Raw genomic sequence first — 21,845 nt, 5'->3', positions numbered from 1 at the left:
GGACGGCGCGGAAAAATCACCAGGTATTGAAGGTTCGTCACCTCAATCTTGCCGTAAATTGAGATGGAATCATCGAGCTGCCTTCTTCCCTGGCTGGGAACAGGTTTAGTTTGGATCGTTTATCAGGGGCGAATGAAAAGAAGGGCTTTAGCCCTTGGGGTATGCTCTCTTATGTTGTTGGAATTTGCCAAAGGCTGATCGAATCTGGACGGTGGCAAAATCCGATCCAAGTCAGCCATGAAGAATATTGATGTTGTCCAGGGTTCACGGTCTACAGCAGATCGCCGGTAAGAGAGAGCAATGATTCGCCTATTCAACGTGTACTACCCAACTCGCACCATCGTTTTACTGTTGTGCGAGGCGCTGATTATCGGCGGTTGCTTTCTGTTGGCGACGGTGCTGATCGCCGGGCCAGACTCCTATCTCGTCCTCAACTTCGAATACGGTTGGGTCAAGATTGTCGCCCTCATTATCCTCACGCTGCTCATCTCCTATTACTTCGACCTCTACGAACCGCAGCGCATCTCCGAAAGCTGGGAGATCTACTTTCGCCTTCTGCTCGTCCTCGGCTTTCTCTCCTTTCTGCTCTCCGGCATTATTTATTTCTTTCCCGCCATCGACATCGCCCACTCCGTCCTTCTGCTCGGCCTTATCTTCCTTACCATCGGGCTGGTCGCCTGGCGTGGCGTCTATGAGTGGCTCATCGGCAGGGACGCCTTCCGCGAGAGGGTTTACGTCCTCGGTGCCGGCGAGCGGGCCCAGATGGTCGTCAATCTCCTGCGCAATCGCCGGGACGCCGGTATGGAGGTCGTCGGCTGCGACGGCTTTACCGACGACAAGGCAGAGCGGCACGAGGTCTTCGGCGCCGCCATGGCCGATCTCGACGGCTCGAAGCATCACATCGACCGCCTGGTTGTAGCGCTCGAGGATCGCCGTGGCACTCTCCCCATGCGCGAGCTGCTCAAGCTGCGCTTCAATGGCGTCGTCATCGAAGAGGCAGGCGCGCTCTTAGAGCGGCTGACCGGCAAGCTCTACCTCGACGGCCTCCGTCCCAGTAACTTCATCTACAGCGAAGGCTTTCGCGTAAAACCCTCGCAGCAGATCGCCCGCCGCATCGTCTCCACCCTGACCGCGGCCATCGGCCTGCTCCTCTTCCTTCCGTTCTTTCCCTTCGTCGTTCTGATGGTCCGCATGTCGTCTCCCGGCCCCATCTTCTTCCGGCAGACCCGGGTTGGCATGGGCGGGCGCAATTTTTCCGTCTACAAATTCCGCACCATGCGTACCGATGCCGAAGCCGCCGGAGCCAAGTGGGCCACCAAGAACGATCCTCGCGTCACCCGCATCGGCATGTTCATGCGCAAGACCCGGCTCGACGAGGTCCCCCAGCTCTGGAACGTCCTGCGCGGCGACATGGGCTTCGTCGGCCCCCGCCCCGAGCGGCCTGAGTTCGTGCCGTGGCTCTCCGAGCAGATTCCTTACTTTGACCTCCGCCACATGATCCGCCCGGGCCTCACCGGCTGGGCCCAGGTCCGCTACGGTTATGGAGCCACCCTCGCCCAAAGCCGCGAAAAGCTGGAGTTCGATCTCTACTACATCAAACATATGACCCTGGGTCTCGACCTCCTCATCATGTTCGAGACCATCAAGACCATCATCCGCCGCCAGGGCGCACAGTAAACCCTTCGTAAACAACGAAACCCCGGCCAAAGCCGGGGTTTCAAACCTGGAAGCATCCTATAGCTGTTTCCTCTCAGGTGTAGCTTCCCTTTGTTTGTCATTCCCGAAGGGAATCTGCGGTTGCTCGAATCATCAAAACTACATCTGGAGGAGAACCGCTCTAATAAATCCTGCTCCGCGACGAAAGCGCAGGCTTCAGCGTTCTCTCGGAGGTCTTCTTCACCAGACCGGGAATCCGCAGCGGCCGCGGTGGAACTTCCGGCATCCCCGCCTCGCTCAGTTTGTACAACAGCGACCGATAGCTGATTTGAAGCCACTTAGCGGTTTTTTGGCGGTTCCAGCTATTCTCCTGCAAGACCTTCAAAATGATCTGCCGTTCCAGATCCTGAGTCGCCTTCTTCGTAATGTTCTTCAGCGATACCGGCTCGCTCAGATCAATCTCCGTGGTGATTCCGCTGCGCGGCGTCTCCGGCATCAGCTCCGCAACCAGCGCATCCTCGCTCCCTATAAGGACATAGCTCCGAATAAGATTCTCGAGCTGGCGGATATTTCCCGGCCAGTGATAGTTCTGCATCAACCGCACAGCGCTCTTGGAGAGTAATTCCGGTGCATGGTGGAAAACTTTTGCATAGTGCTCGATGAAGTAGTCGATTAGGACGGGTAGGTCTGCAATGCGCTGCCGCAAAGGTGGAAGATTAATCGTTACTGCATTGATTCTAAAGAGGAAATCGAGACGGAACGTCCCATCTTCCACCTGATTGCGAAGGTCGCAGTTGGCAGCCGAGACGAGCCGGGTCGTAATCGAGCGCGGGTCATGTCCTCCAACCCGCGTAAAGGTGCCATCCTGCAGAACCTGCAACAGCTTGGCCTGGACTGCGAGATCAAGGCTTCCAACCTCGTCGAGAAACAACGTCCCCATGTGTGCTTGTTCCACCCGGCCCTGTTTCGTCGACATGGCCCCGGTAAAGGCGCCTTTTTCGTATCCGAACAGCTCGGTTTCAAGCAAAGAATGGGGAATTGCGGGGCAACTTACCTTAACCAGAGAGCCGCTGGCACGCTTGGAGAGAGCATGGAGCAGGCGAACGCAAACCTCTTTCCCTGTGCCACTCTCCCCCTGGATGAGAACAGGGACATCAGTCTCTGCGACTCGTTCCAGTTTGTTTCGGACTGCCTGCATTGCTGCAGTTCTCCCGAAAATGATGTCGAGTGGCGGCAGGTTGAGCGCAGCAACGGATTCAGCGTGGTGAATCAAGATTATTTTTCCTATCAAGGTGCAGGAGGCACAATATTGCAATGCCAGTCATGTTGCACGTAGACAACCAATTGGCTCAAAGAGATGGAGATGGGGACATCTTTTTTGCTCAAACTAACGTATTAGAAGAGTAGGCCTTCTTCGATTGCTGATGTAATCCCATATTCATCAGCTTTTGCGAGGTCATAGTGAAAATGTTTACCAAAGTAATCTGCAAAAAAATGACATTTTGTTCTCATCTGCAATGTAAGTTGCATAGTAAGCTAGACCTGTTCGGAGAAGAGAAATGGAAAACCTTTATCTCTTTTGTCGGCAAAGTTGTTAACATTTTTTCTGTCGCGGTTCTTTCACGACCGATCTAGAATTCGGGCAGCAGGGCCGTCAGAGTATTTTGACGGATAGATCGAAGACGAGTTGGGTTCGAATAGGGAACGATTCGGGTTCATGAGTATCGCAAGATTTGGTAATTGGCCAAGTCTGCGACAAAGAGGTTTTTTGGTATGGCAACTTCGCTGTCTCATCCGGTCTCTGTTTCGAAGTCCACTGCGAAGTCGCGGGCCCAGATTCTTATTCTGGAACCGGACCTGGCGGTTCTTGATTATCTCCGGTCGACCCTTGGGGGCAAATACGTCCTTAGTCTGTTCTCGGAAGAACAAACGTTGCTTGACAGGCTCGAACAGCGCGACGAGCCCGATCTTCTTTTGCTGGCCCTGCACAGCAACCGCGACTCGCTCCCGTTGCTGACCCAGATTCGTTGTTCCAAGCCGCATCTTCCAGTCATTGTGCTCTCAGGCTCGTCCGAGCTGCGTGACATCGAGACGGTCATCAGGCTGGGCGTCAAGGCCATCGTGATGAAGCCATTTGTCGGCTGCGACGTGGAAGCGACCATTGAAGAGCAGCTCGCATCCGCGGACAAGAAGACATCATCGGCGGATACGCCTCGCGAGATACCTCTGAACGAGACCCATTCCTTCGTGCGGTCTAGCAAGCGGATGCGCGATCTGGAGTCGCAGGCCGCGCTGGTGGCCCGCGCCGATATCCCTCTGCTCATCCTTGGGGAGAGCGGCACCGGAAAAGAGATTCTTGCGCTCTACACGCACATGATGTCGGCCCGCAGCCAGCATATCTTCCTGAAGGTCAATTGCGCTGCCGTTCCAGCCGAGCTGCTCGAAAGCGAATTATTCGGTTACGAGCAGGGCGCATTTACCGGCGCGATCAAGACCAAGCCCGGAAAGTTTGAAGTCTGCACCGGCGGAACGATCTTTCTCGACGAGATCGGCGAGATGCCCGCGATTCTACAGGCTAAGTTGTTGCAGGTATTGCAGGATGGAACTTTTTCGCGCCTCGGCAGCCGCGCTCCGATGAAGGTGGATGTGCGCGTGATCGCGGCAACGAATATCAACATGAAAGAGGCGATGGCGCAGAAGACCTTTCGCGAGGATTTGTACTATCGCCTCAACGGCTTCACGCTCAACATCCCCCCGCTGCGCGAGCGCAGGGAGGAGATTCCCGTGCTTTCCGAGTACTTTATGCGCAAGGGAGCAAAGCGGTATGGGCGCGATGAGCTTCCCTTCTCGCCAAGACTGATGAATGCGCTGACTGAGCATCCCTGGCCCGGCAATCTGCGCGAACTGGAAAACGTTGTCAATCGCTACCTGGTTCTGGGGGATGAGCGCGCGATTCTGGACGAGCTTTCCCCGTCAGGTGGTAGCCAGAGCTCTTCCGGTACCGCCGGAGAAGCCTCAAACGGAGCCGGGCTTAAGGCCCTGGTTCGAGGGTTGAAGGGCGACGCGGAGGCGACGGCAATTGCTCGCGTGCTTGAGGGAACTGGATGGAACCGGAAGGCCGCAGCCAGCGACCTTCAGATCAGCTACAAGGCTTTGCTCTACAAGATTAAGCAGTACGATCTCTCTCCGCGGAGTCAGGCTTAGTGGCGCAACGTGGCGATGGAGAGTCAGCAAATACACATCGGATCGTTGTCCGGTATGAAGACCGGGCTGTGCGCGGCTTTGCGGAAGTAACGGATTTGGGATCGGTTGAGGAGCTTCTGCACAGCACGCAGGAGTCGCCTCTGGACTCGATCAGGCTGCGCCTGCTGGACTCTCAGACAATCGAAGAGGTGCCCACCAAGGATGCCAAGGCGGTCTTTTTCGTCAAGACGTTCGAGGGAGATCTCAAGCACAGGGCGCTGCACTTTCATGGACATGCGCCGGTTCTTGAAGGCCTGTGGGTGCGCGTTTACTTCCATGACAGCGAGATGATTGAGGGAATCGTCAGCAATAACTCCGACTTTGTGCTGCAGGACGGCTTCTTTTTGATGCCCACCGACCCGAACGGCAACAACAAGCTGGTTTACGTGCTGAAGGGCGGCCTCAAAGACTTTCATGTGCTGGGCCTGCGGAACCCGTCCAAGAGCCTCCATAAGGCTTAGGCTTATGGTCTATCTGTAACGAAACTAAGCAGCGCAAATTGAAATGGCCCTCTCGATAATCGGGAGGGCCACTTGCTTGAAGCGGTAGAAGAGTTTTACGCGCCGACAGGCTCGGCTACCTTGACGTTGACCGGCGTGAGCCAGTTGTGGCGGTCGGGCTTGAGGCCGTTGACGATGGCAAAGAACTCTTCGTGCAGGGCGCTGGTGATAGGCCCCATGGTGCCGTCGCCTACCAGGATGCGGTCGACCGAGCGCAGATGTGTAACCTCGGCGGCGGTGCCGGTGAAGAAGGCCTCGTCGGCGATGTAGAGCATCTCACGGGGCAGCGCCTGCTCGACGACTTCGATGCCGAGTTGCCTGGCCAGCGTGATGACCGAGGCGCGGGTGATGCCGCTGAGTACCGAGTTGGCGAGGGGCGTCGTATAGAGGATGCCGCCCTTGACGAGAAAGAGGTTTTCGCCCGAGCCTTCGGAGAGATAGCCGTTGACGTCGAGCCCGATGCCCTCGGAGTAGCCGTTGACCTCAGCCTCCATGCGGATGAGCTGCGAGTTCATGTAATTGGCGCCGGCTTTGGCGAGCGAGGGCATGGTGTTGGGCGCGAGCCGGTTCCAACTGGAGATGCATACGTCCGCGCCGGCATTGCCGGGGACGTATTTGCCCCAGGGAAAGTTAGCGATGTAGACCTCGACAGGAGAAGTGAGGGGATTGACGCCAATTTCGCCATAGCCTCTAAATGCAATAGGCCGGATGTAGCAGGGGGCGATGCCATTGGCTTCGACGACATCGACGACGGCGGAGCAGAGCTGATCGACCGTGTAGGGCAGGGGCATACGGTAGATCTTGGCGGAGTCGAGCAGGCGCGACATGTGCTCCTGCAGGCGGAAGACGCCAGCTCCGTTGGGCTGCGTATAACAGCGGATGCCTTCAAACACCGAAGACCCGTAGTGGACGACATGGGACATGACGTGGATCTGGGCTTTGTCCCAGGGAATGAGGTTTCCGTTGTGCCAGATATTGTTCGTAGTCTGAAGGGCCATGCGATTCGCTCCTGAGGGCTGAATGTTTAATTATAGCCGTGTGTTGACAGGGGCGTGGGAGAATGAGGAGTGATTCTTGACGCCCATTCGATGAGCCTGGCGGTGCTGGAGCGGTCGGCGTACGTGCGATTCTCCGTGTTGGCGCTAAGCTCCATCTTCTTTCTGGTAGACCCGTTTGCCGCGCTGCCTACGTTTCTGGCGGTCACGGCAGGGGCGGATAAACAGCGGCGGCGGCGGATGGCGTGGAAGGCTTCGCTGACGGCACTCGTATTTCTGTCGGCATTTGCGATTGCCGGGCAGTACATCTTTCGCATGTTCGGGATTACGCTGCCGGCGTTTGAGATCGCGGGCGGCATCATCCTCCTGCTGATCGGGCTGGACATGCTGGAGGCGAAGCGGTCGCCGACTCAGGAGTCCAGCGAAGATACGACGGAGGCAGCAGCAAAGGACGATGCCGGAATCGTTCCGCTGGGCATCCCGATGCTGGCCGGGCCAGGAGCCATTACCAGCGTGATGGTGCTGGTAGGCCAGGCGCAGACGCGGTGGCAGATGGCAGCCATCCTGATCTCGATCTTTATTACAGCGGCGATCTGCTATCTGGTGCTGGGGAACTCGGACAAGGTTGCTCGGGCGCTGGGAGATACCGGGATCAGGATCCTGGTGCGCATCATGGGACTGCTGCTGGTGGCGCTGGCGGTGCAGTACTTCGTGAACGGCATGGTCGATCTGGGTGTGATCGCGAAGCCTTAGCGGCAGGGGTAAGGGCTAAGAACTAAAGCTGGGAAGTGTCCGTACCGTCACTATGCTGCGAATTCGGCTGGTGAGAGCGTTATTGGTTTGGACCACTGTTGCCAGTGCTGCCACTGGCTACGCGAAGACCCATGTGGATGCAACGCAGGCGCAGGCAATGCTGGGACTTCTGCGGGAATGCAGTACAGGGCCTGTATCGGCGCAAGATATTGACCGAGTAATCACGCTGCCGGGAACTCAGCTCATTATTGGCCAGCAGAATATCTCGCGGAGGATTACGACGGCGCAGTACAGAGATGTTCTTATCGCAGCATGCAAGGGCAAAATTGCACATATAGAGCCGTCTGAAGCTGGTGCAAGAGCAGAAAAAGGTGTGCAGGGGCTGACCGAAGATGTAGCCCCTTCGTTGATCTGGGGAAGACAGCACGCTGCCGAGTTGCAGAAGAGATTAGCGATCGCAGAAGCAAACCAGAAGTTCGACGGGGTTGTTCCGCTTGCGCTGAAGAATTTGCCCGAGCCGGTGCAGTTGGCGCCGAAGCTGTACTTCGTGATGGGCGGGCGTGCGGGAGCGGCGGCATCTGAGCAAGGGATTTATATTGATCTGCTCGATGATCTCTGGCGGTCGAAGGGGCACTCCGAACCGATGACACAGCAGGAGATGCTGGAGTTCTTTGCTCACGAGACCCATCACGTCGGCTACGGTCGGATTCTCGATAAAAAGCAGGATCAGCTCCATCTGCAAGGCGGACAGATTCAGGCGTGGACTTTTCTGGTGGATGTGTTGATGGAGGGAAGCGCGACGCTTCTGATTAACGCGCATGGAAGCTGGGCAGAGCTGGAAGACCAGCGACACATTCAGCCCGATCTGGAGCGGTTGCCGAAGCTGCTGCCGGAATCGCAGGAGATCTTGCAGCGGTCGATGGATGGAAAGCTGTCGGAGCAGGAGTATCAGACGGCCGTGTCGGATTTCTTTGGCGAGGGATATCACGCAACCGGAGCAAAGCTTTTGTATGTAATCGAGGAGGAGCGCGGCAAAGCAGGTGTTCTTGCTGTGATGGACGATCCCCGGAGCCTGCTCGCCGTATACAACCAGTGCGCACATGTGAAGCAGGAACCATTCCGGTTCAACCCTGAGTTGGCGAAACGGCTGAAGACGATGGGTGAAGATCGTTAGGGATACCTGTGCGTTTTTCTTTGGAACGTAGCTTTATCTCCAGTCATCCAAAGAACGTCGGCAAACCCTACCAGGAGATTTGAATTCATGGAACAGCGCTTTAACTATTTCAAGGCAGCACCGGATGCTTACCGGGCGATGAGCGGGCTGGAGTCTTATCTGCATGGGTGCGGGCTGGAGGAAGGGCTGTTGCATCTGGTAAAGCTGCGTGCCTCGCAGATCAATGGCTGCGCCTTCTGTCTGGACATGCACTGGAAGGACCTGCGGGCGCTGGAAGAAGAGGAACAGCGGTTGTACTCGCTCGATGCCTGGCGGGAGTGCCCGTGGTACACCGATCGCGAGCGTGCGGCTCTGGCCTGGACCGAGGCGCTGACGCTGATAACGCAGGGCCATGTGCCGGATGCTGTGTACGAAGAGGCGCGGAAGCAGTTCAATGAGAAAGAACTGACCGACCTGAGCATCGCCATCACCACCATCAATGCGTGGAACCGGCTGAGTATTGCAGCGCGCACGACTCCGGGGACGTATAAGGTCGGAGCCTACAAATCCCACACGCAGTAGGCAGCGAAATGCCGGTTCGCGCCGGAGTTTCGCCCCTTCACTCAAAAAGATCAGGACGCGATGACGGGACTTGAGACGATTACCCTTGCCGGTTTGCTGGCTGGCACGTTGGACATCACTGCTACCTCGACGCTGTTTGCCCTGCAGGGCCTTTCGCTTGAGAGGCTCTGGCAGGGAATTGCCAGCGGCGCGTTAGGAGCTTCTGCATTCAGCGGAGGAAAGAAGATTGCCGCCATCGGCCTGCTCTTTCACTTTGCGATTGCGTTTGTGGTTGCAGCCGTCTACTACGCGCTTAGCCGCGTGTGGCCATTCCTGATAGAGATGCCGTTTGTGTGTGGCGCTGTCTACGGCGCTGTCGTTCATGTGGTGATGAGCCGCATTGTGCTTCCGCTATCGGCAGCTCCTAAACGAGTATTTTCGGCGAAGGCCTTTCTGATTCAACTGGCGATTCACATCTGTTTTGTCGGGCTTCCTATAGCTCTGGTAGTTAGCCACTTTTCTCGATAGAACATCTGATGTCCGTCGTTCGATTTGGTCATCCCGGACGGACTTCTGGTAAGGTGGGCGCGTTGGAAGTTCGCCGCCCATCGGCGTTGCGGACTTTTCCGGCAAGGGGGGATCGATGCTGCGAAGAGATTTTCTGAGTTTGGCGGCGACGGCTGCGCTGGCAGGTGCATCGGGGATGGCTGAGGCAACGACGCCTGCGGCGGCGAGGGGTACTCCGGTACGCATGGGCAGGACGATGGACCTGGGGCTGGTGATCTCGCCGTTTCATGGGCCGGAGGAGACGATCAAGCGGGTGCATGATCTGGGCCTGACAACCTGCTTTCTCTCACTCGACGCTTATATCGGCAAATTTACGCCGGAGCTGGCGACCGAGATGCGTGGATTGCTCGACCGCTATGGCGTAAAGGCGACTGCTGTGGAAGTGGTGGGGCCGGGCAAGCTGGTGTGGGATTTCATGCAGGGGCCATCGACGATTGGGCTGGTTCCACGGGCCACGCGAGCGGTGCGGATGGATGCTCTGCGCCAGGCTTCTGACTTCGCGAAGCTGGTGGGTGTGGGCCAGGTGCAGACGCACTGCGGATTCATCCCCGAAGATCCTGCCGATCCGCTTTACGCGGAGGCGGTGGTTGCGATTCGCGAGGTGGCGAAACACTGCGCGGGCAATGGTCAGGACTTCCTGATGGAGACCGGGCAGGAGACGCCGACGACGATGTCGCGGATGCTGCGCGATGTGGCGCAGCCGAATCTCGGAGTCGGGCTCGATACGGCTAACCTGATTCTGTATGGCAAGGCGAACCCGGTGGATGCGGTGGACATTCTGGGGCCGCATGTGAAGAGTATTCATGCCAAGGATGGCCGCTGGCCCACCGACCCCAACAAGCTGGGCGAAGAGGTGCTGATCGGCACCGGGCTGGTCGATTTTCATAAGGTGTTCGCCAAGCTGCACCATCTGGGGTACAACGGCGCGGTGACGATTGAGCGGGAGACCTCGGGGCCACAGCAGATTGCCGATGTGCGCGAGGAGAAGGCGTATCTGGAGAAAGTTCTGGCCGATGTGGTCGGCTGACGATTGCGAGCATAAAAGGGGAGAACGCATGAAGGCGATGAACAGGCGGGAGTTTGTGAAGGCGGGGGCTGCGGCATCAGGACTGTTACTGCTGAAGTCAAAGACAGTGTTTGGGTACGAGGCGAATTCGGCAGTGCGCATGGGGCTGCTGGGCTGCGGCAACCGGGGAACGTCGGTGGCAAGCTCGTTTGCAAAGAACACGACGGCGCGTGTGGTGGCACTGGCAGACATCTTTCCCGACAAACTCGCGTTAGGCAAGCAGCACTTCGATCAGTTGAACGCAGGACTCGGCCACGCGGCGGTCCAGGACAGGCTGACGTTCCATGGTCACGACGCATTTCTGGAGCTTGCTCACTCCAAAGACATCGATATGGTGCAGATCTCGACGCCGCCGTGGTTTCATGTCGAACATCTGGAAGGTGTGGTCAACGCAGGTAAACATGCCTACTGCGAGAAGCCGGTAGGCGTCGATGTAGCGCAATCGAAGAAGGCGCTGGAGATTGCAGCGAGAGTGCAAGGCAAGCTCAGCGTGGATGTGGGCTTCCAGGTGCGGAAAGCGCCGCCGATTGCCGCGGTGATCGAAAAAGTGCAGGCCGGTGCGCTGGGAAAGATCGCGTCCATCTCGGCGAGCTACTATGCGCCTGCCTCGACCGAGAAGACGGCACCTGCAGGCGCTTCGCACGACGAGTGGCGGCTGCGGAACTGGCTTTGGGACAGGGTGCTTTCAGGCGACATTCTGGTCGAACAAAACATTCACATCATCGACCTGTGCAACTGGGTGCTGGGCGCGCATCCGCTGAAGGCAACGGCTACTGGAGGCAGAAATATCCTGACGCACGCCGGTGACTGCTGGGACAACTATCAGGTGGACTACACCTACCCGAACGACGTGCACGTAAGCTTCGTCTCGACGCAGTTCGGCGACTACGGCTTCTTTGAGGCAGGCTTGCGTGTCTTTGGGGCGCAGGGGTCAGCCGACATTCCGTATGCAGGCGCGATCAGAATCCTCGGTAAGGATGCATGGTCATGGCAGGATGCGCAGGGCGCCCCAACAGAGCCGGGCAAGTTTTCCGCGAGCGGCGAGTTCAAGGACAACCTGGAGTTCGCCGATCGCGAAAAGGACCGGAGCTTCATCGAGAGCATAACGTCGGGCCGCTTCCACAACCAGATTGCAGCGGGCGTGGAGACCGCGCAGACCTGCATGTTAGGCCGCATGGCCGGATACACCCGGCGCGAGGTGACGTGGGACGAGTTGCAGACGCACGGAGAGAAGTTTGCGCTGGGGATGGACGTCAGCCGCTTCAGCTAGCGAACGAACAAGGCTAAGGATGCGATCACCAGCCCGATGCCTCCAATGCCGATGCCGAGAAAGAAGTAGGATCGGCGACGCGTGAAGAGCGTGATCGAGGAGAGGACCACGGCGATCTGCAGCAGCGCTTCGCCGAGATCGTAATGGCTGGCGCGCCGCTCCGCGAGATGGACCTCATGCTCGTATTCGTGGGCCTTCTGCTGCTCTTCGACGAGGTCACCCTTCCACTTTTCGATGTGCGCTTTATACTCCTGCTGCTTGGCGGCTGCACCGGCGGCGTTGGCGAAGTTTTGCAGTGGAATGAGATCCACCGTGACCGAGAGGCTGTCCATCCGGATCTTCTTGGCCTGGTAGAGGTTCCATTGATCGGCGACGCGGGATTGCATCAGGATGGCTTCGGTGTGGCTGCGATGCCCGAGCACGGTGACCATGGCAACAAGAACGGCAAGAATAGAGATAGCCAGGGAGATACGGGTGAGCGATTCACCACCCTCTTCGTTGGCCTCGTGGAGTTGCTTGGTGAACTCCTGCATTTCGGTGGGTTCCATGATGGGGATTTTAGCTTGAGAAAGCGGTTTTGGGTGCGCGGATAAAAGAATCAGGCCGCCTTCAGATTTCTTATCACCGCGTCTCTATTGAGGATGGCCGAGTTTTCTACAGGAATGGCCGGTTTTCAACAGGGTGAAAGGTTGCATGAAGCCGAACTCACTGCTAATCTCAGGAAGTCGCAGAAACGCAGTGCTTGCAAGGAATTGAAAAGCACGGTACTCTGAATAGGCAGTAAGAGAAATAAAAGCTTCGCACCTTGGCTCTTGTAGTAGATGAGCGGCTTGTAAAGGGATGTCGGAGCGCAGTCCAAGCGTTTGATCGGCAATGAGCCTAAGGCCAGCCGGTAACCAAACCCAAGCAACTGCAATTGAATATTAGGAGCTAAGTGCTCCGCGATCATGTTTTGGTCGTCACGATGTTTTGAGATATCTGTGCTGCGCGAACAAGATTGTTCGAGCGTTTGAGGCAAAGTAGAAAGCCTCAAATAGCTTGAAAAAAGAAGTTGACAGACGATGAAAACTTCGATAATCTTAGAAAGTTCGCTAAAACGTCACGAACTGCTGAACGGTACGCTAAAAGGCTGAAACAAAGCCACTAAGAAGTAAGCGAAGCCTGAGTAAGCAGTCAATACAGACGAAAACAGCGCATCAAGTTCGAGGACACAAATCTGGCTTATGCCGATTTCGTCCTTGATCCAAAGCTGCCCACTTAGGTGGATGCAGTTCGGATCTTTGACAACATAGTTGAACGTGCCAGTCGTGAGATGATACGAAATTTGGTTTAGTCATTCTCACTAGTTATAAACCTCCGGTCTTTCGAGCACCGGGGGCGCTTGAACCGTCCCGACCCCTGTCGATGGACGGCAAGCAAACCAAGATTAAACGAGAGTTTGATCCTGGCTCAGAATCAACGCTGGCGGCGTGCCTAACACATGCAAGTCGCACGAGAAAGGGTAGCAATACCTGAGTAAAGTGGCGCACGGGTGAGTAACACGTGAATTATCTACCTCCGAGTGGGGAATAACTGAGAGAAATCTTAGCTAATACCGCATAACACTTACGAGTCAAAGCAGCAATGCGCTTGGAGAGGAGTTCGCGGCAGATTAGTTAGTTGGCGGGGTAATGGCCCACCAAGACGATGATCTGTATCCGGCCTGAGAGGGCGCACGGACACACTGGAACTGAAACACGGTCCAGACTCCTACGGGAGGCAGCAGTGGGGAATTTTGCGCAATGGGGGAAACCCTGACGCAGCAACGCCGCGTGGAGGATGAAATCCCTTGGGATGTAAACTCCTTTCGATAGGGAAGATAATGACGGTACCTATAGAAGAAGCCCCGGCTAACTTCGTGCCAGCAGCCGCGGTAATACGAGGGGGGCAAGCGTTGTTCGGATTTATTGGGCGTAAAGGGTGCGTAGGCGGTTTGGCAAGTCTTGTGTGAAATCTTCGGGCTCAACCCGAAGCCTGCATAAGAAACTGCCGGGCTTGAGTATGGGAGAGGTGAGTGGAATTTCCGGTGTAGCGGTGAAATGCGTAGATATCGGAAGGAACACCTGTGGCGAAAGCGGCTCACTGGACCATAACTGACGCTGAGGCACGAAAGCTAGGGGAGCAAACAGGATTAGATACCCTGGTAGTCCTAGCCCTAAACGATGATTGTTTGATGTGGCAGGTACCCAATCCTGCCGTGTCGAAGCTAACGCGATAAACAATCCGCCTGGGGAGTACGGTCGCAAGGCTGAAACTCAAAGGAATTGACGGGGGCCCGCACAAGCGGTGGAGCATGTGGTTTAATTCGACGCAACGCGAAGAACCTTACCTGGGCTCGAAATGTAGTGGAATCCGGCAGAAACGTCGGCGTCTAGCAATAGACCGCTATATAGGTGCTGCATGGCTGTCGTCAGCTCGTGTCGTGAGATGTTGGGTTAAGTCCCGCAACGAGCGCAACCCTTATCTACAGTTGCTACCATTTAGTTGAGCACTCTGTCGAAACCGCCTCGGATAACGGGGAGGAAGGTGGGGATGACGTCAAGTCCTCATGGCCTTTATGTCCAGGGCTACACACGTGCTACAATGGCCGGTACAAACCGCTGCAACCCCGCGAGGGTGAGCTAATCGGAAAAAGCCGGCCTCAGTTCGGATTGGAGTCTGCAACTCGACTCCATGAAGCTGGAATCGCTAGTAATCGTGGATCAGCATGCCACGGTGAATACGTTCCCGGGCCTTGTACACACCGCCCGTCACATCACGAAAGTGGGTTGCACTAGAAGTCGGTACGCTAACCGCAAGGAAGCAGCCGCCCAAGGTGTGATTCATGATTGGGGTGAAGTCGTAACAAGGTAGCCGTAGGAGAACCTGCGGCTGGATCACCTCCTTTCTAAAAGAGAACGTCTTGGCACACTTCAACGCCCTGCGATTGCAGGCAGCCTGATTTTGCGATTAGGTTGAGTTGATAGTGACGTTGCCAAGAACCATCTGCAAGCACTTCGGTGACTGCAGATGAGCCTGAACTAAACCTTCTTTTTTTCGTTATCTGTCAACACCGATGGTCAATGGCGGCGTAGCTGCCATGCACGTTCAACTGTGTCCTCGAAACCTTTCGAGAGAGCTCGATTTTTGATTCTTAGGAGTCAACAACAGAGCAGCCTGCGCATCGAGCCTTCGGGTTCCATGCTGTAGAGTCGGGCCTGTAGCTCAGTTGGTTAGAGCGCACCCCTGATAAGGGTGAGGTCGGTAGTTCGAATCTACCCAGGCCCACCACCTTTATCTCAACTACCCGTCTGATTTAGACTTGTAGCCATGGGGCTGTAGCTCAGTTGGGAGAGCACCTGCTTTGCAAGCAGGGGGTCAACGGTTCGATCCCGTTCAGCTCCACCATACTTCTCGATTGGCATCTTCGATATGTTTCACCAAGCGATGTCTGCTTGAGGTTGAGCTTCTGCTCTTGATAGAGCGAGGTTGAACCTTGAGCAGGAATGCTCAAGCCGCCTTAGGGTGCGATGCGACAACGTAGCAATACGGTTCGCTCAACGATTTTTGACAACTGAATAGATTGGGTAAATATAACTACAAGGCTGAGCAGCATGTCTTCGGGTAGTTTCCGAAGAAGGCTGTCAATCAGTATTGAGTGTCTTTAGAATAATTTTCGTGTTACCGACCTGATTCTCGCAAGTTGAGATGAAGGTTGTACGACACAGGCGTGGACAATTATCAAAACGTAGATTGCTCTAGTTGCAGAGGTTTTCACTCTGCTGCGTGCGAGTAAATTCTATGGTCAAGCTACTAAGGGCGCACGGTGGATGCCTTGGCAGAAACAGGCGATGAAGGACGCGGCAAGCTGCGATAAGCTTCGGGGAGCGGCACACACGCGTTGATCCGGAGATTTCCGAATGGGGAAACCCACCCAGGTAAAACCTGGGTATGTCCTACTGAATTCATAGGTAGGAACAGGCGAACGGAGGGAAGTGAACCATCTCAGTACCTCCAGGAGGAGAAAGAAACCTCGATTCCGATAGTAGTGGCGAGCGAAATCGGAACAGCCCAAACCCGTGACATTTCGGTGTCTCGGGGGTTGTAGGGCCTGCAAAAGTAGAGTTACCAATCTGGTTGTTAGCTGAATCTTCTGGAAAGGAGATCCAAAGAGGGTGACAGACCCGTAGGCGAAAACGATCCAGACTCGAAGCAGGTACCTGAGTAAGGCGGGGCACGAGAAACCCTGCTTGAATCCACGGGGACCATCCCGTAAGGCTAAATACTCGTTTCTGACCGATAGTGAACCAGTACCGTGAGGGAAAGGCGAAAAGCACCCCATTGAGGGGAGTGAAAAGTACCTGAAACCGTGTGCCTACAAGCAGTGGGAGGACTATGCCCGTAAGGGAATGTCTGACCGCGTGCCTATTGCATAATGAGCCGGCTAGTTATTCTTGTCAGCAAGGTTAAGCGTGAGCGAGCCGCAGCGAAAGCGAGTCTGAATAGGGCGATAAGTTGGCAGGAATAGACGCGAAGCGGGATGATCTACCCTTGGCCAGGTTGAAGATGGGGTAACACCCATTGGAGGACCGAACCGGTGTTTGTTGAAAAAAGCTCGGATGAGCTGAGGGTAGGGGTGAAAGGCTAATCAAATTCCGTGATAGCTCGTTCTCTCCGAAATAGCTTTAGGGCTAGCGTCGGGTGATTTGGATTGGTGGTAGAGACATGGATGGACTAGGGGGCTTTCCGGCTTACTGAATCCAATCAAACTTCGAATGCCAATTACAACCAGCCCGGCAGTCAGACTGTGGGGGCTAAGCTTCACAGTCAAAAGGAAAACAGTCCAGACCGCCTGCTAAGGTCCCAAAATTACAGTTAAGTGGGAAAGGAAGTCGGAACTCTCAGACAGCCAGGAGGTTGGCTTAGAAGCAGCCATCCTTTAAAGAAAGCGTAATAGCTCACTGGTCAAGAGGTCCGGTGCCGACAATACAACGGGGCTAAAACTGTATACCGAAGCAGCGGATGCACATCTTTTAGATGTGCGTGGTAGGAGAGCATTCTCTCGTGGATGAAGCGTAACTGGGAAGATACGTGGACATTAGAGAAGAGACCCTGCCGGCATAAGTAGCGATAATGAAGGTGAGAACCCTTCACGCCGAAAGTCTAAGGTTTCCTGAGGAAGGTTAATCCGCTCAGGGTTAGGCGGTCCCTAAGTCGAGGCCGAAAGGCGTAGGCGATGGAAATCCGGTTAATATTCCGGACCTCCCAATACCTCGTTATACGATGGGGTGACGCAGAAGGATAAGCAGGACCTCCTATGGCTATGGGGTTCGATACGCGTAAGCTGGTTTCTCTAGGCAAATCCGGAGAGACTTAACAGTGAGGCGTAAAGCAGTAAGCCGTATGGCTGAAAGCTGCTGATTTCATGCTGCCAAGAAAAACCTCTAAGGAGAGGGATTGGGAACCGTACCACAAACCGACACAGGTAGACGAGGAGAATATCCAAAGGCGCTCGAGTGAAAGCTTGTTAAGGAACTCGGCAAATTAGACCCGTAACTTCGGGAGAAGGGTCGCCCCCTGGGTGCATAGCCTAGGTGGGCCGCAGTGAAACGCGAACGGCGACTGTTTAACAAAAACACAGGTCTCTGCAAAGTCAAAAACGACGTATAGGGGCTGACTCCTGCCCGGTGCCGGAAGGTTAAAGGGAGAGGTTAGGGCGCAAGCTCGAAGCTTTGAACTGAAGCCCCGGTGAACGGCGGCCGTAACTATAACGGTCCTAAGGTAGCGAAATTCCTTGTCGGGTAAGTTCCGACCTGCACGAATGGAGTAACGATCGTTCGACTGTCTTAACGAGTTGCTCGGCGAACTTGTAGTACCGGTGAAGATGCCGGTTACCCGCAGCTAGACGAAAAGACCCCGTGCACCTTTACTATACTTTTACTATGAGTTACGGCTCTTGCTGCGCAGGATAGGTGGGAGGCTTTGATACCGGACTTTTGGGTTCGGTGGAGCCAACGGTGAGATACCACCCTGCGAGTGTTGTGATTCTAACCTGCTCCCGTGATCCGGGAGAGGGACATAGTAAGACGGGTAGTTTGACTGGGGCGGTCGCCTCCTAAATTGTAACGGAGGCGCGCGAAGCTACACTCAGGTCGTTTGGAAATCGACCGTCGAGTGCAAAGGCATAAGTGTGGTTAACTGCGAGACCTACAAGTCGAGCAGATGCGAAAGCAGGCCTTAGTGATCCGGTGGTTCTGTATGGAAGGGCCATCGCTCAACGGATAAAAGGTACGCCGGGGATAACAGGCTGATCGAAGCCAAGAGTTCATATCGACGCTTCGGTTTGGCACCTCGATGTCGGCTCATCACATCCTGGAGCTGTAGAAGGTTCCAAGGGTTCGGCTGTTCGCCGATTAAAGTGGTACGTGAGCTGGGTTCAGAACGTCGCGAGACAGTTCGGTCTCTATCTGCTGTGGGCGTAGGAGATTTGAAGAGGGCTGTCCTTAGTACGAGAGGACCGGGATGGACGAACCTCTTGTGTTCCAGTTGTCCTGCCAAGGGCACGGCTGGGTAGCGAAGTTCGGTTGTGATAACCGCTGAATGCATATAAGCGGGAAGCACGCTCTAAGATGAGATCTCCCAACCCAAAAGGGAAATGAAGGGCCCAGGAAGACCACCTGGTTGATAGGCTGGAGGTTGAAGTGCAGTAATGCATGTAGCTTACCAGTACTAATCGCCCGTTCGGCTTGTCCATAGAATTTACTCTGCGCAGTGAGAAAGTCCACTGTTCTAGAGTCATTCAATACAAGCTTTGTAGTTATAACTTTTGGATAAAACGCAACATGCAACAAACGTCTAATCCCAATCTATTCAGTTGTGGAAGATCGCGAGAGCGATATTTCTAAAGTTTGCCGGTGAGTTTACCGCGAGGGTCACACCCGTTCCCATCCCGAACACGGAAGTTAAGCCTCGTTGGGCCGATGGTACTGCACGCGTAAGTGTGTGGGAGATTAGGTGATCGCCGGCATAATACAGAAGCCCCATCCTTTCGAGGATGGGGCTTTTCATTTATGATCCAGAACAAATAAGCGTACTTCCGGACAACGCGCAGTACCAACTACAGGGGCAAAGGACCAATGGGGGAAGTGACGCAGACAGTGAAGACAGGAACCAGCAAGCTAAGCACTGAAATTCTCAAGACCAAGCGGCACTTTGAAGTTCTTGATGGACTAAGGGGAATTGCGGCTTTGTCGGTGGTCACCTTCCACTTTATGGAGATGGCCATCGCTGACTACAGTAAGAATTTCATCGGACATGGTTTTCTGGCTGTCGATTTCTTCTTCTGCTTATCCGGGTTCGTTATCGGATACGCCTACGATGACCGGATTGGCAAGATGGGCGTCGTGGAATTCCTTAAATCAAGGCTGATACGACTGCACCCTTTGGTTATCCTGGGTTCGGTCCTGGGCTTGTTCGCGTTTCTCTTCGATCCATTTACCGGTATCCAGCATGCCTACAGCATAGGCAGAGTTGCGCTCATCTTCCTTGCCTCGATCTTTCTTATCCCTTATCCCGCGATGACAGAGCGTACTTTTAATCTGTTCAGCTTCAACGCTCCTGCGTGGTCGCTGTTTTGGGAATATGTTGCCAATATCTTCTACGCCTTCATCCTTTACAGACTCAGCCGTCGCTCGTTACTACTGTTTCTTACGCTCGCAGCTGCTGTTCTTTGCGCGGTCGGTTATCATTCCGGATCGCTGGGCGGCGGATGGAGCGGCCCAACCTTCTGGGATGGCGGCGCTCGTGTCGCTTATTCGTTCTTAGCAGGTCTGCTTATTTATCGTTTCAACTGGATTATCAAGACGAGGCTCGGCTTTGCGAGCCTATCCCTGCTGCTGCTGGCCGCATTCATGATGCCGTACTTCAAATGGAATGTGCTGGCAGAGGCACTGGTTATTTTGTTCTATTTCCCTCTGCTGGTCAGTCTGGGAGCTGGAGCCGCGCTGACGAAGAGGTCTGAAACCCTCTGCGTATTTTCCGGGAAGATCTCCTATCCGCTGTACATGACGCACTACGCCGTGATCTGGATGTTTATGAATTACTACAACACTCATAAACCTGGAACGCAGCAACTGGCTCTCATCGTGACGACCGGCGTGATCCTTCTAACGGGCGTCGCGTATGTGGCAATGGTCGCTTATGACATCCCCATCCGGAGGTATTTGACTTCCAGGAGGAGAGTTGTTGCATCGACTTCGCGGCCGGGCCACTCCTCCGTTCAGTGACAGGAAGGGCTCTATCCACACAGGGCATAAAGATGTTTCACTACTGCGAATCGTCGTCTGAGGACTGAGATTTCTGTTTCGCATCGCGCTTTGCCTGAGCGGTAGCTTCCTTTGCCTGAGCTTTGGCTTCCTTGACCTCTTGAGCGGCCATCTTTTCGGCTTCCTTTGCCTCAGCTTTGGCGCCCGCGATGGCGCTCCTGGCCTCTGGAGGAATGATGGTCAGCTTAGGCGGTATAGGTGGAGCGGCAGGCAGTGGCATAACGCTGGTCTTTTTCAGCGCGATATCGCCGTGGCTGGTGGTGAGACGGAGCGTTGAGCCGCCTTTGCCTATGGTGCCGGTAAAGTTCTTATGGGTATCCGTGCCTTGGTTGGGCAGGGAAAAGTCGTTATCCAAATCGCCATCGGTGGTTTGAGCATCGACCGAAAAGCTGGAGTGCTCAGGCACCGTGAGCGTGATATCGCCCATGCGGTTCTCGATGGTGACATTGCCCAGCGGCGGAGCGCTGGTGAGATTCACAAAGCCATTGCTATTGGTGACGGAGACGTCGCCGGCGATGCGATCGAGCGTAATATTGCGGCTCCTCGTGCTGAGCGTGAGCGGCCCGACAACCTCGCTCGCGGAGAGGTCGGCATTGTTGCTGATGTCTGCCTCGCCATCGAGACGGCCGAACTGCATGTCGGTGCGTGTCGAGTGGAAGTTGATGGTGCCACGGATGTGCTCTAGGTGGGTGGAACCGAAGAAGTCGCCATTGATCCTGACGGGTCCGTTCAGGTCAGAGAGCGTGAGGTCCTGGCCGCGACCTTCGACGATGAGCGGGCCCGTGATGCTGTGCGCCGAGAAGGAGGAGTCACTGTTATTGATGCGGGCGGTAACAGGGCCTGTGATGGCACTCAGTTCAACATCGCCGTGGTTGGCGGTGACGGAGACGGGCGCCTTAATGGCGCTGACGCGCACGTCGCCGTGGTTGGCGTTCACGCTGATGACGGCTGTCGGAGGCACGGTGATCGTCAGATCGCCACGTCCTCCTGGAAGCGGGGGCATGGTGAGCGTGACCATATTGTCGTTGGTGCTGGTCTGCGGAGTGAGCTGCTGGGCTTTATGGTCGGCGTCGGAGTCAGAGCGGCTATAAATCTCTTTGTGGATCGCGATGTGGATCTGGTTGTCGTCGCTGGTCCCGGAGACGATGACGTCGCCGCGCGGGTTGTCGACGGAGAAGCCGTTGCCGGCCGGAAGGGCCTGAACGATGGACTGGTCGCTCTCGTGTTTGTCGCCGAGAAACTGGTCGAGGTCATTTTGGTTAATGCCGAAGTTGTGATTAAAAAAATCTCCGTTCCCATGCCGAAACCCGCTGAAGATAACGCCTGCGATGACCAACAGCAAAAGCAGCGAGAACACGCCGCCTCCCATGCCCCTGCGATAGGCAGGATGGGAAGGATCGGCTGAGATGTAGCGGTCGAATGCCCATTCGAGGAACATCACAACGCCTGCGCCGATCAGCACTACCGGCCACCAGTGACCGTACCAGTCCCACACTTGATGAGCATCGAGGCGGCCCATCTGTACCAGCAGGAAAGCGACGCCGATTGCGATCAGGATAAATGGCCCGACGATTGAGCCGTGGCGCATTCCGCGCGCCTGGTTGCGATAGGCGGCTGCCTGGGCACGAAGCATATCGCGCTGCATGCGGGCCTGTTCCTTCATCACGCGACGCTGATACTTCCAGTCATTGCCGTAGGGCGGTCCTGGCGGCGGGTAAGGTGGAGGGTTGGTGGCCATG

The 21,845-nt window shown here is 55.5% G+C and carries 14 protein-coding genes, 2 tRNA genes and 3 rRNA genes; 15 read left to right on the top strand and 4 right to left on the bottom strand.

Going from position 1 to position 21,845, the window contains the following annotated elements:
* Positions 1 to 300 precede the first annotated feature (300 nt).
* A complete protein-coding gene (locus GSQ81_RS12650) occupies positions 301 to 1,677 on the top strand; it encodes a TIGR03013 family XrtA/PEP-CTERM system glycosyltransferase (protein WP_158911077.1) in 1,377 nt (458 codons plus the stop codon).
* 160 nt (positions 1,678 to 1,837) lie between these two features.
* On the opposite strand, the gene GSQ81_RS12645 is transcribed toward GSQ81_RS12650, so the two are convergent.
* Positions 1,838 to 2,929: a sigma-54-dependent Fis family transcriptional regulator gene (locus GSQ81_RS12645; protein WP_256369672.1), complete on the bottom strand. Its 1,092-nt coding sequence runs from the start codon at positions 2,927 to 2,929 to the stop codon at positions 1,838 to 1,840.
* Positions 2,930 to 3,429: 500 nt separating this feature from the next.
* Here GSQ81_RS12645 and GSQ81_RS12640 point away from each other — a divergent pair, with 500 nt between their 5' ends.
* Both GSQ81_RS12640 and GSQ81_RS12635 read left to right on the top strand, forming a co-directional pair.
* Positions 3,430 to 4,860 (top strand): sigma-54 dependent transcriptional regulator, encoded by a 1,431-nt coding sequence (locus GSQ81_RS12640; RefSeq protein WP_158911076.1) that lies wholly within the window; start codon positions 3,430 to 3,432, stop codon positions 4,858 to 4,860.
* Positions 4,860 to 5,360 carry a hypothetical protein gene (locus GSQ81_RS12635; protein ID WP_216846425.1) on the top strand — a complete coding sequence of 167 codons (501 nt, stop codon included), beginning with the start codon at positions 4,860 to 4,862 and terminating at the stop codon, positions 5,358 to 5,360. Before GSQ81_RS12640 ends, GSQ81_RS12635 begins: the two co-directional genes overlap by 1 nt.
* Positions 5,361 to 5,455: 95 nt before the next feature.
* Here the strand turns inward: GSQ81_RS12635 and GSQ81_RS12630 are convergent, their stop codons facing one another.
* The gene (locus GSQ81_RS12630; RefSeq protein ID WP_158911074.1) at positions 5,456 to 6,397 is read right to left on the bottom strand and encodes a branched-chain amino acid transaminase; all 942 of its coding nucleotides are present in this window, start codon (positions 6,395 to 6,397) and stop codon (positions 5,456 to 5,458) included.
* A gap of 69 nt (positions 6,398 to 6,466) precedes the next feature.
* Here GSQ81_RS12630 and GSQ81_RS12625 point away from each other — a divergent pair, with 69 nt between their 5' ends.
* From GSQ81_RS12625 to GSQ81_RS12600, 6 genes are all read left to right on the top strand, one after another.
* Positions 6,467 to 7,147 (top strand): MarC family protein, encoded by a 681-nt coding sequence (locus tag GSQ81_RS12625; protein ID WP_254060163.1) that lies wholly within the window; start codon positions 6,467 to 6,469, stop codon positions 7,145 to 7,147.
* An 82-nt stretch (positions 7,148 to 7,229) separates the two neighbouring features.
* Positions 7,230 to 8,321, top strand: coding sequence for a DUF5700 domain-containing putative Zn-dependent protease (locus tag GSQ81_RS12620; RefSeq protein ID WP_158911073.1), 1,092 nt, complete (start codon positions 7,230 to 7,232; stop codon positions 8,319 to 8,321).
* A gap of 87 nt (positions 8,322 to 8,408) precedes the next feature.
* On the top strand, positions 8,409 to 8,882 hold the full coding sequence (locus tag GSQ81_RS12615) for a carboxymuconolactone decarboxylase family protein (protein WP_158911072.1): 474 nt from the start codon (positions 8,409 to 8,411) through the stop codon (positions 8,880 to 8,882).
* A 60-nt stretch (positions 8,883 to 8,942) separates the two neighbouring features.
* On the top strand, positions 8,943 to 9,389 hold the full coding sequence (locus tag GSQ81_RS12610) for a hypothetical protein (protein WP_158911071.1): 447 nt from the start codon (positions 8,943 to 8,945) through the stop codon (positions 9,387 to 9,389).
* A 115-nt stretch (positions 9,390 to 9,504) separates the two neighbouring features.
* On the top strand, positions 9,505 to 10,455 hold the full coding sequence (locus GSQ81_RS12605) for a sugar phosphate isomerase/epimerase (RefSeq protein ID WP_158911070.1): 951 nt from the start codon (positions 9,505 to 9,507) through the stop codon (positions 10,453 to 10,455).
* A 28-nt stretch (positions 10,456 to 10,483) separates the two neighbouring features.
* Positions 10,484 to 11,764, top strand: coding sequence for a Gfo/Idh/MocA family protein (locus GSQ81_RS12600; protein WP_254060162.1), 1,281 nt, complete (start codon positions 10,484 to 10,486; stop codon positions 11,762 to 11,764).
* On the opposite strand, the gene GSQ81_RS12595 is transcribed toward GSQ81_RS12600, so the two are convergent.
* Positions 11,761 to 12,312 (bottom strand): DUF4337 domain-containing protein, encoded by a 552-nt coding sequence (locus tag GSQ81_RS12595; protein ID WP_158911069.1) that lies wholly within the window; start codon positions 12,310 to 12,312, stop codon positions 11,761 to 11,763. The genes GSQ81_RS12600 and GSQ81_RS12595 overlap by 4 nt on opposite strands.
* A gap of 878 nt (positions 12,313 to 13,190) precedes the next feature.
* Between GSQ81_RS12595 and GSQ81_RS12590 the strand changes: the two genes are divergently transcribed.
* The 6 genes from GSQ81_RS12590 (at position 13,191) to GSQ81_RS12565 (ending at position 20,067) form a co-directional block, all read left to right on the top strand.
* A 16S ribosomal RNA gene (locus GSQ81_RS12590) occupies positions 13,191 to 14,690 on the top strand.
* Positions 14,691 to 14,996: 306 nt separating this feature from the next.
* Positions 14,997 to 15,073, top strand: a tRNA-Ile gene (locus GSQ81_RS12585).
* A gap of 41 nt (positions 15,074 to 15,114) precedes the next feature.
* Positions 15,115 to 15,190, top strand: a tRNA-Ala gene (locus tag GSQ81_RS12580).
* Between the two features lie 395 nt (positions 15,191 to 15,585).
* Positions 15,586 to 18,536 (top strand): 23S ribosomal RNA (locus GSQ81_RS12575).
* Between the two features lie 156 nt (positions 18,537 to 18,692).
* Positions 18,693 to 18,809: ribosomal RNA gene (gene rrf, locus GSQ81_RS12570) — 5S ribosomal RNA — on the top strand.
* The 16S, 23S and 5S rRNA genes sit together here with 2 tRNA genes alongside, the layout of an rRNA operon.
* 130 nt (positions 18,810 to 18,939) lie before the next feature.
* Positions 18,940 to 20,067 (top strand): acyltransferase, encoded by a 1,128-nt coding sequence (locus tag GSQ81_RS12565; RefSeq protein WP_254060161.1) that lies wholly within the window; start codon positions 18,940 to 18,942, stop codon positions 20,065 to 20,067.
* A gap of 40 nt (positions 20,068 to 20,107) precedes the next feature.
* Here the strand turns inward: GSQ81_RS12565 and GSQ81_RS12560 are convergent, their stop codons facing one another.
* Positions 20,108 to 21,844 carry a DUF4097 family beta strand repeat-containing protein gene (locus tag GSQ81_RS12560; RefSeq protein ID WP_158911067.1) on the bottom strand — a complete coding sequence of 579 codons (1,737 nt, stop codon included), beginning with the start codon at positions 21,842 to 21,844 and terminating at the stop codon, positions 20,108 to 20,110.
* Position 21,845 lies beyond the last annotated feature (1 nt).

The organism is Granulicella sp. L56 (assembly GCF_009765835.1).
In the GTDB taxonomy this organism is placed as follows: domain Bacteria; phylum Acidobacteriota; class Terriglobia; order Terriglobales; family Acidobacteriaceae; genus Edaphobacter.
The sequence above is the reverse complement of the archived record's forward strand: the minus strand, read 5'-3'. Positions and strand labels throughout refer to the sequence as shown.

Excerpts from the sequence above, each read along its gene's own strand:
- GSQ81_RS12650 (WP_158911077.1), top strand. The coding sequence starts at position 301 with ATGATTCGCCTATTCAACGTGTACTACCCAACTCGCACCATCGTTTTA.
- GSQ81_RS12640 (WP_158911076.1), top strand. The coding sequence starts at position 3,430 with ATGGCAACTTCGCTGTCTCATCCGGTCTCTGTTTCGAAGTCCACTGCG.
- GSQ81_RS12630 (WP_158911074.1), bottom strand. The coding sequence starts at position 6,397 with ATGGCCCTTCAGACTACGAACAATATCTGGCACAACGGAAACCTCATT.
- GSQ81_RS12615 (WP_158911072.1), top strand. The coding sequence starts at position 8,409 with ATGGAACAGCGCTTTAACTATTTCAAGGCAGCACCGGATGCTTACCGG.
- GSQ81_RS12610 (WP_158911071.1), top strand. The coding sequence starts at position 8,943 with ATGACGGGACTTGAGACGATTACCCTTGCCGGTTTGCTGGCTGGCACG.
- GSQ81_RS12605 (WP_158911070.1), top strand. The coding sequence starts at position 9,505 with ATGCTGCGAAGAGATTTTCTGAGTTTGGCGGCGACGGCTGCGCTGGCA.
- GSQ81_RS12600 (WP_254060162.1), top strand. The coding sequence starts at position 10,484 with ATGAAGGCGATGAACAGGCGGGAGTTTGTGAAGGCGGGGGCTGCGGCA.
- GSQ81_RS12595 (WP_158911069.1), bottom strand. The coding sequence starts at position 12,312 with ATGGAACCCACCGAAATGCAGGAGTTCACCAAGCAACTCCACGAGGCC.
- GSQ81_RS12560 (WP_158911067.1), bottom strand. The coding sequence starts at position 21,844 with ATGGCCACCAACCCTCCACCTTACCCGCCGCCAGGACCGCCCTACGGC.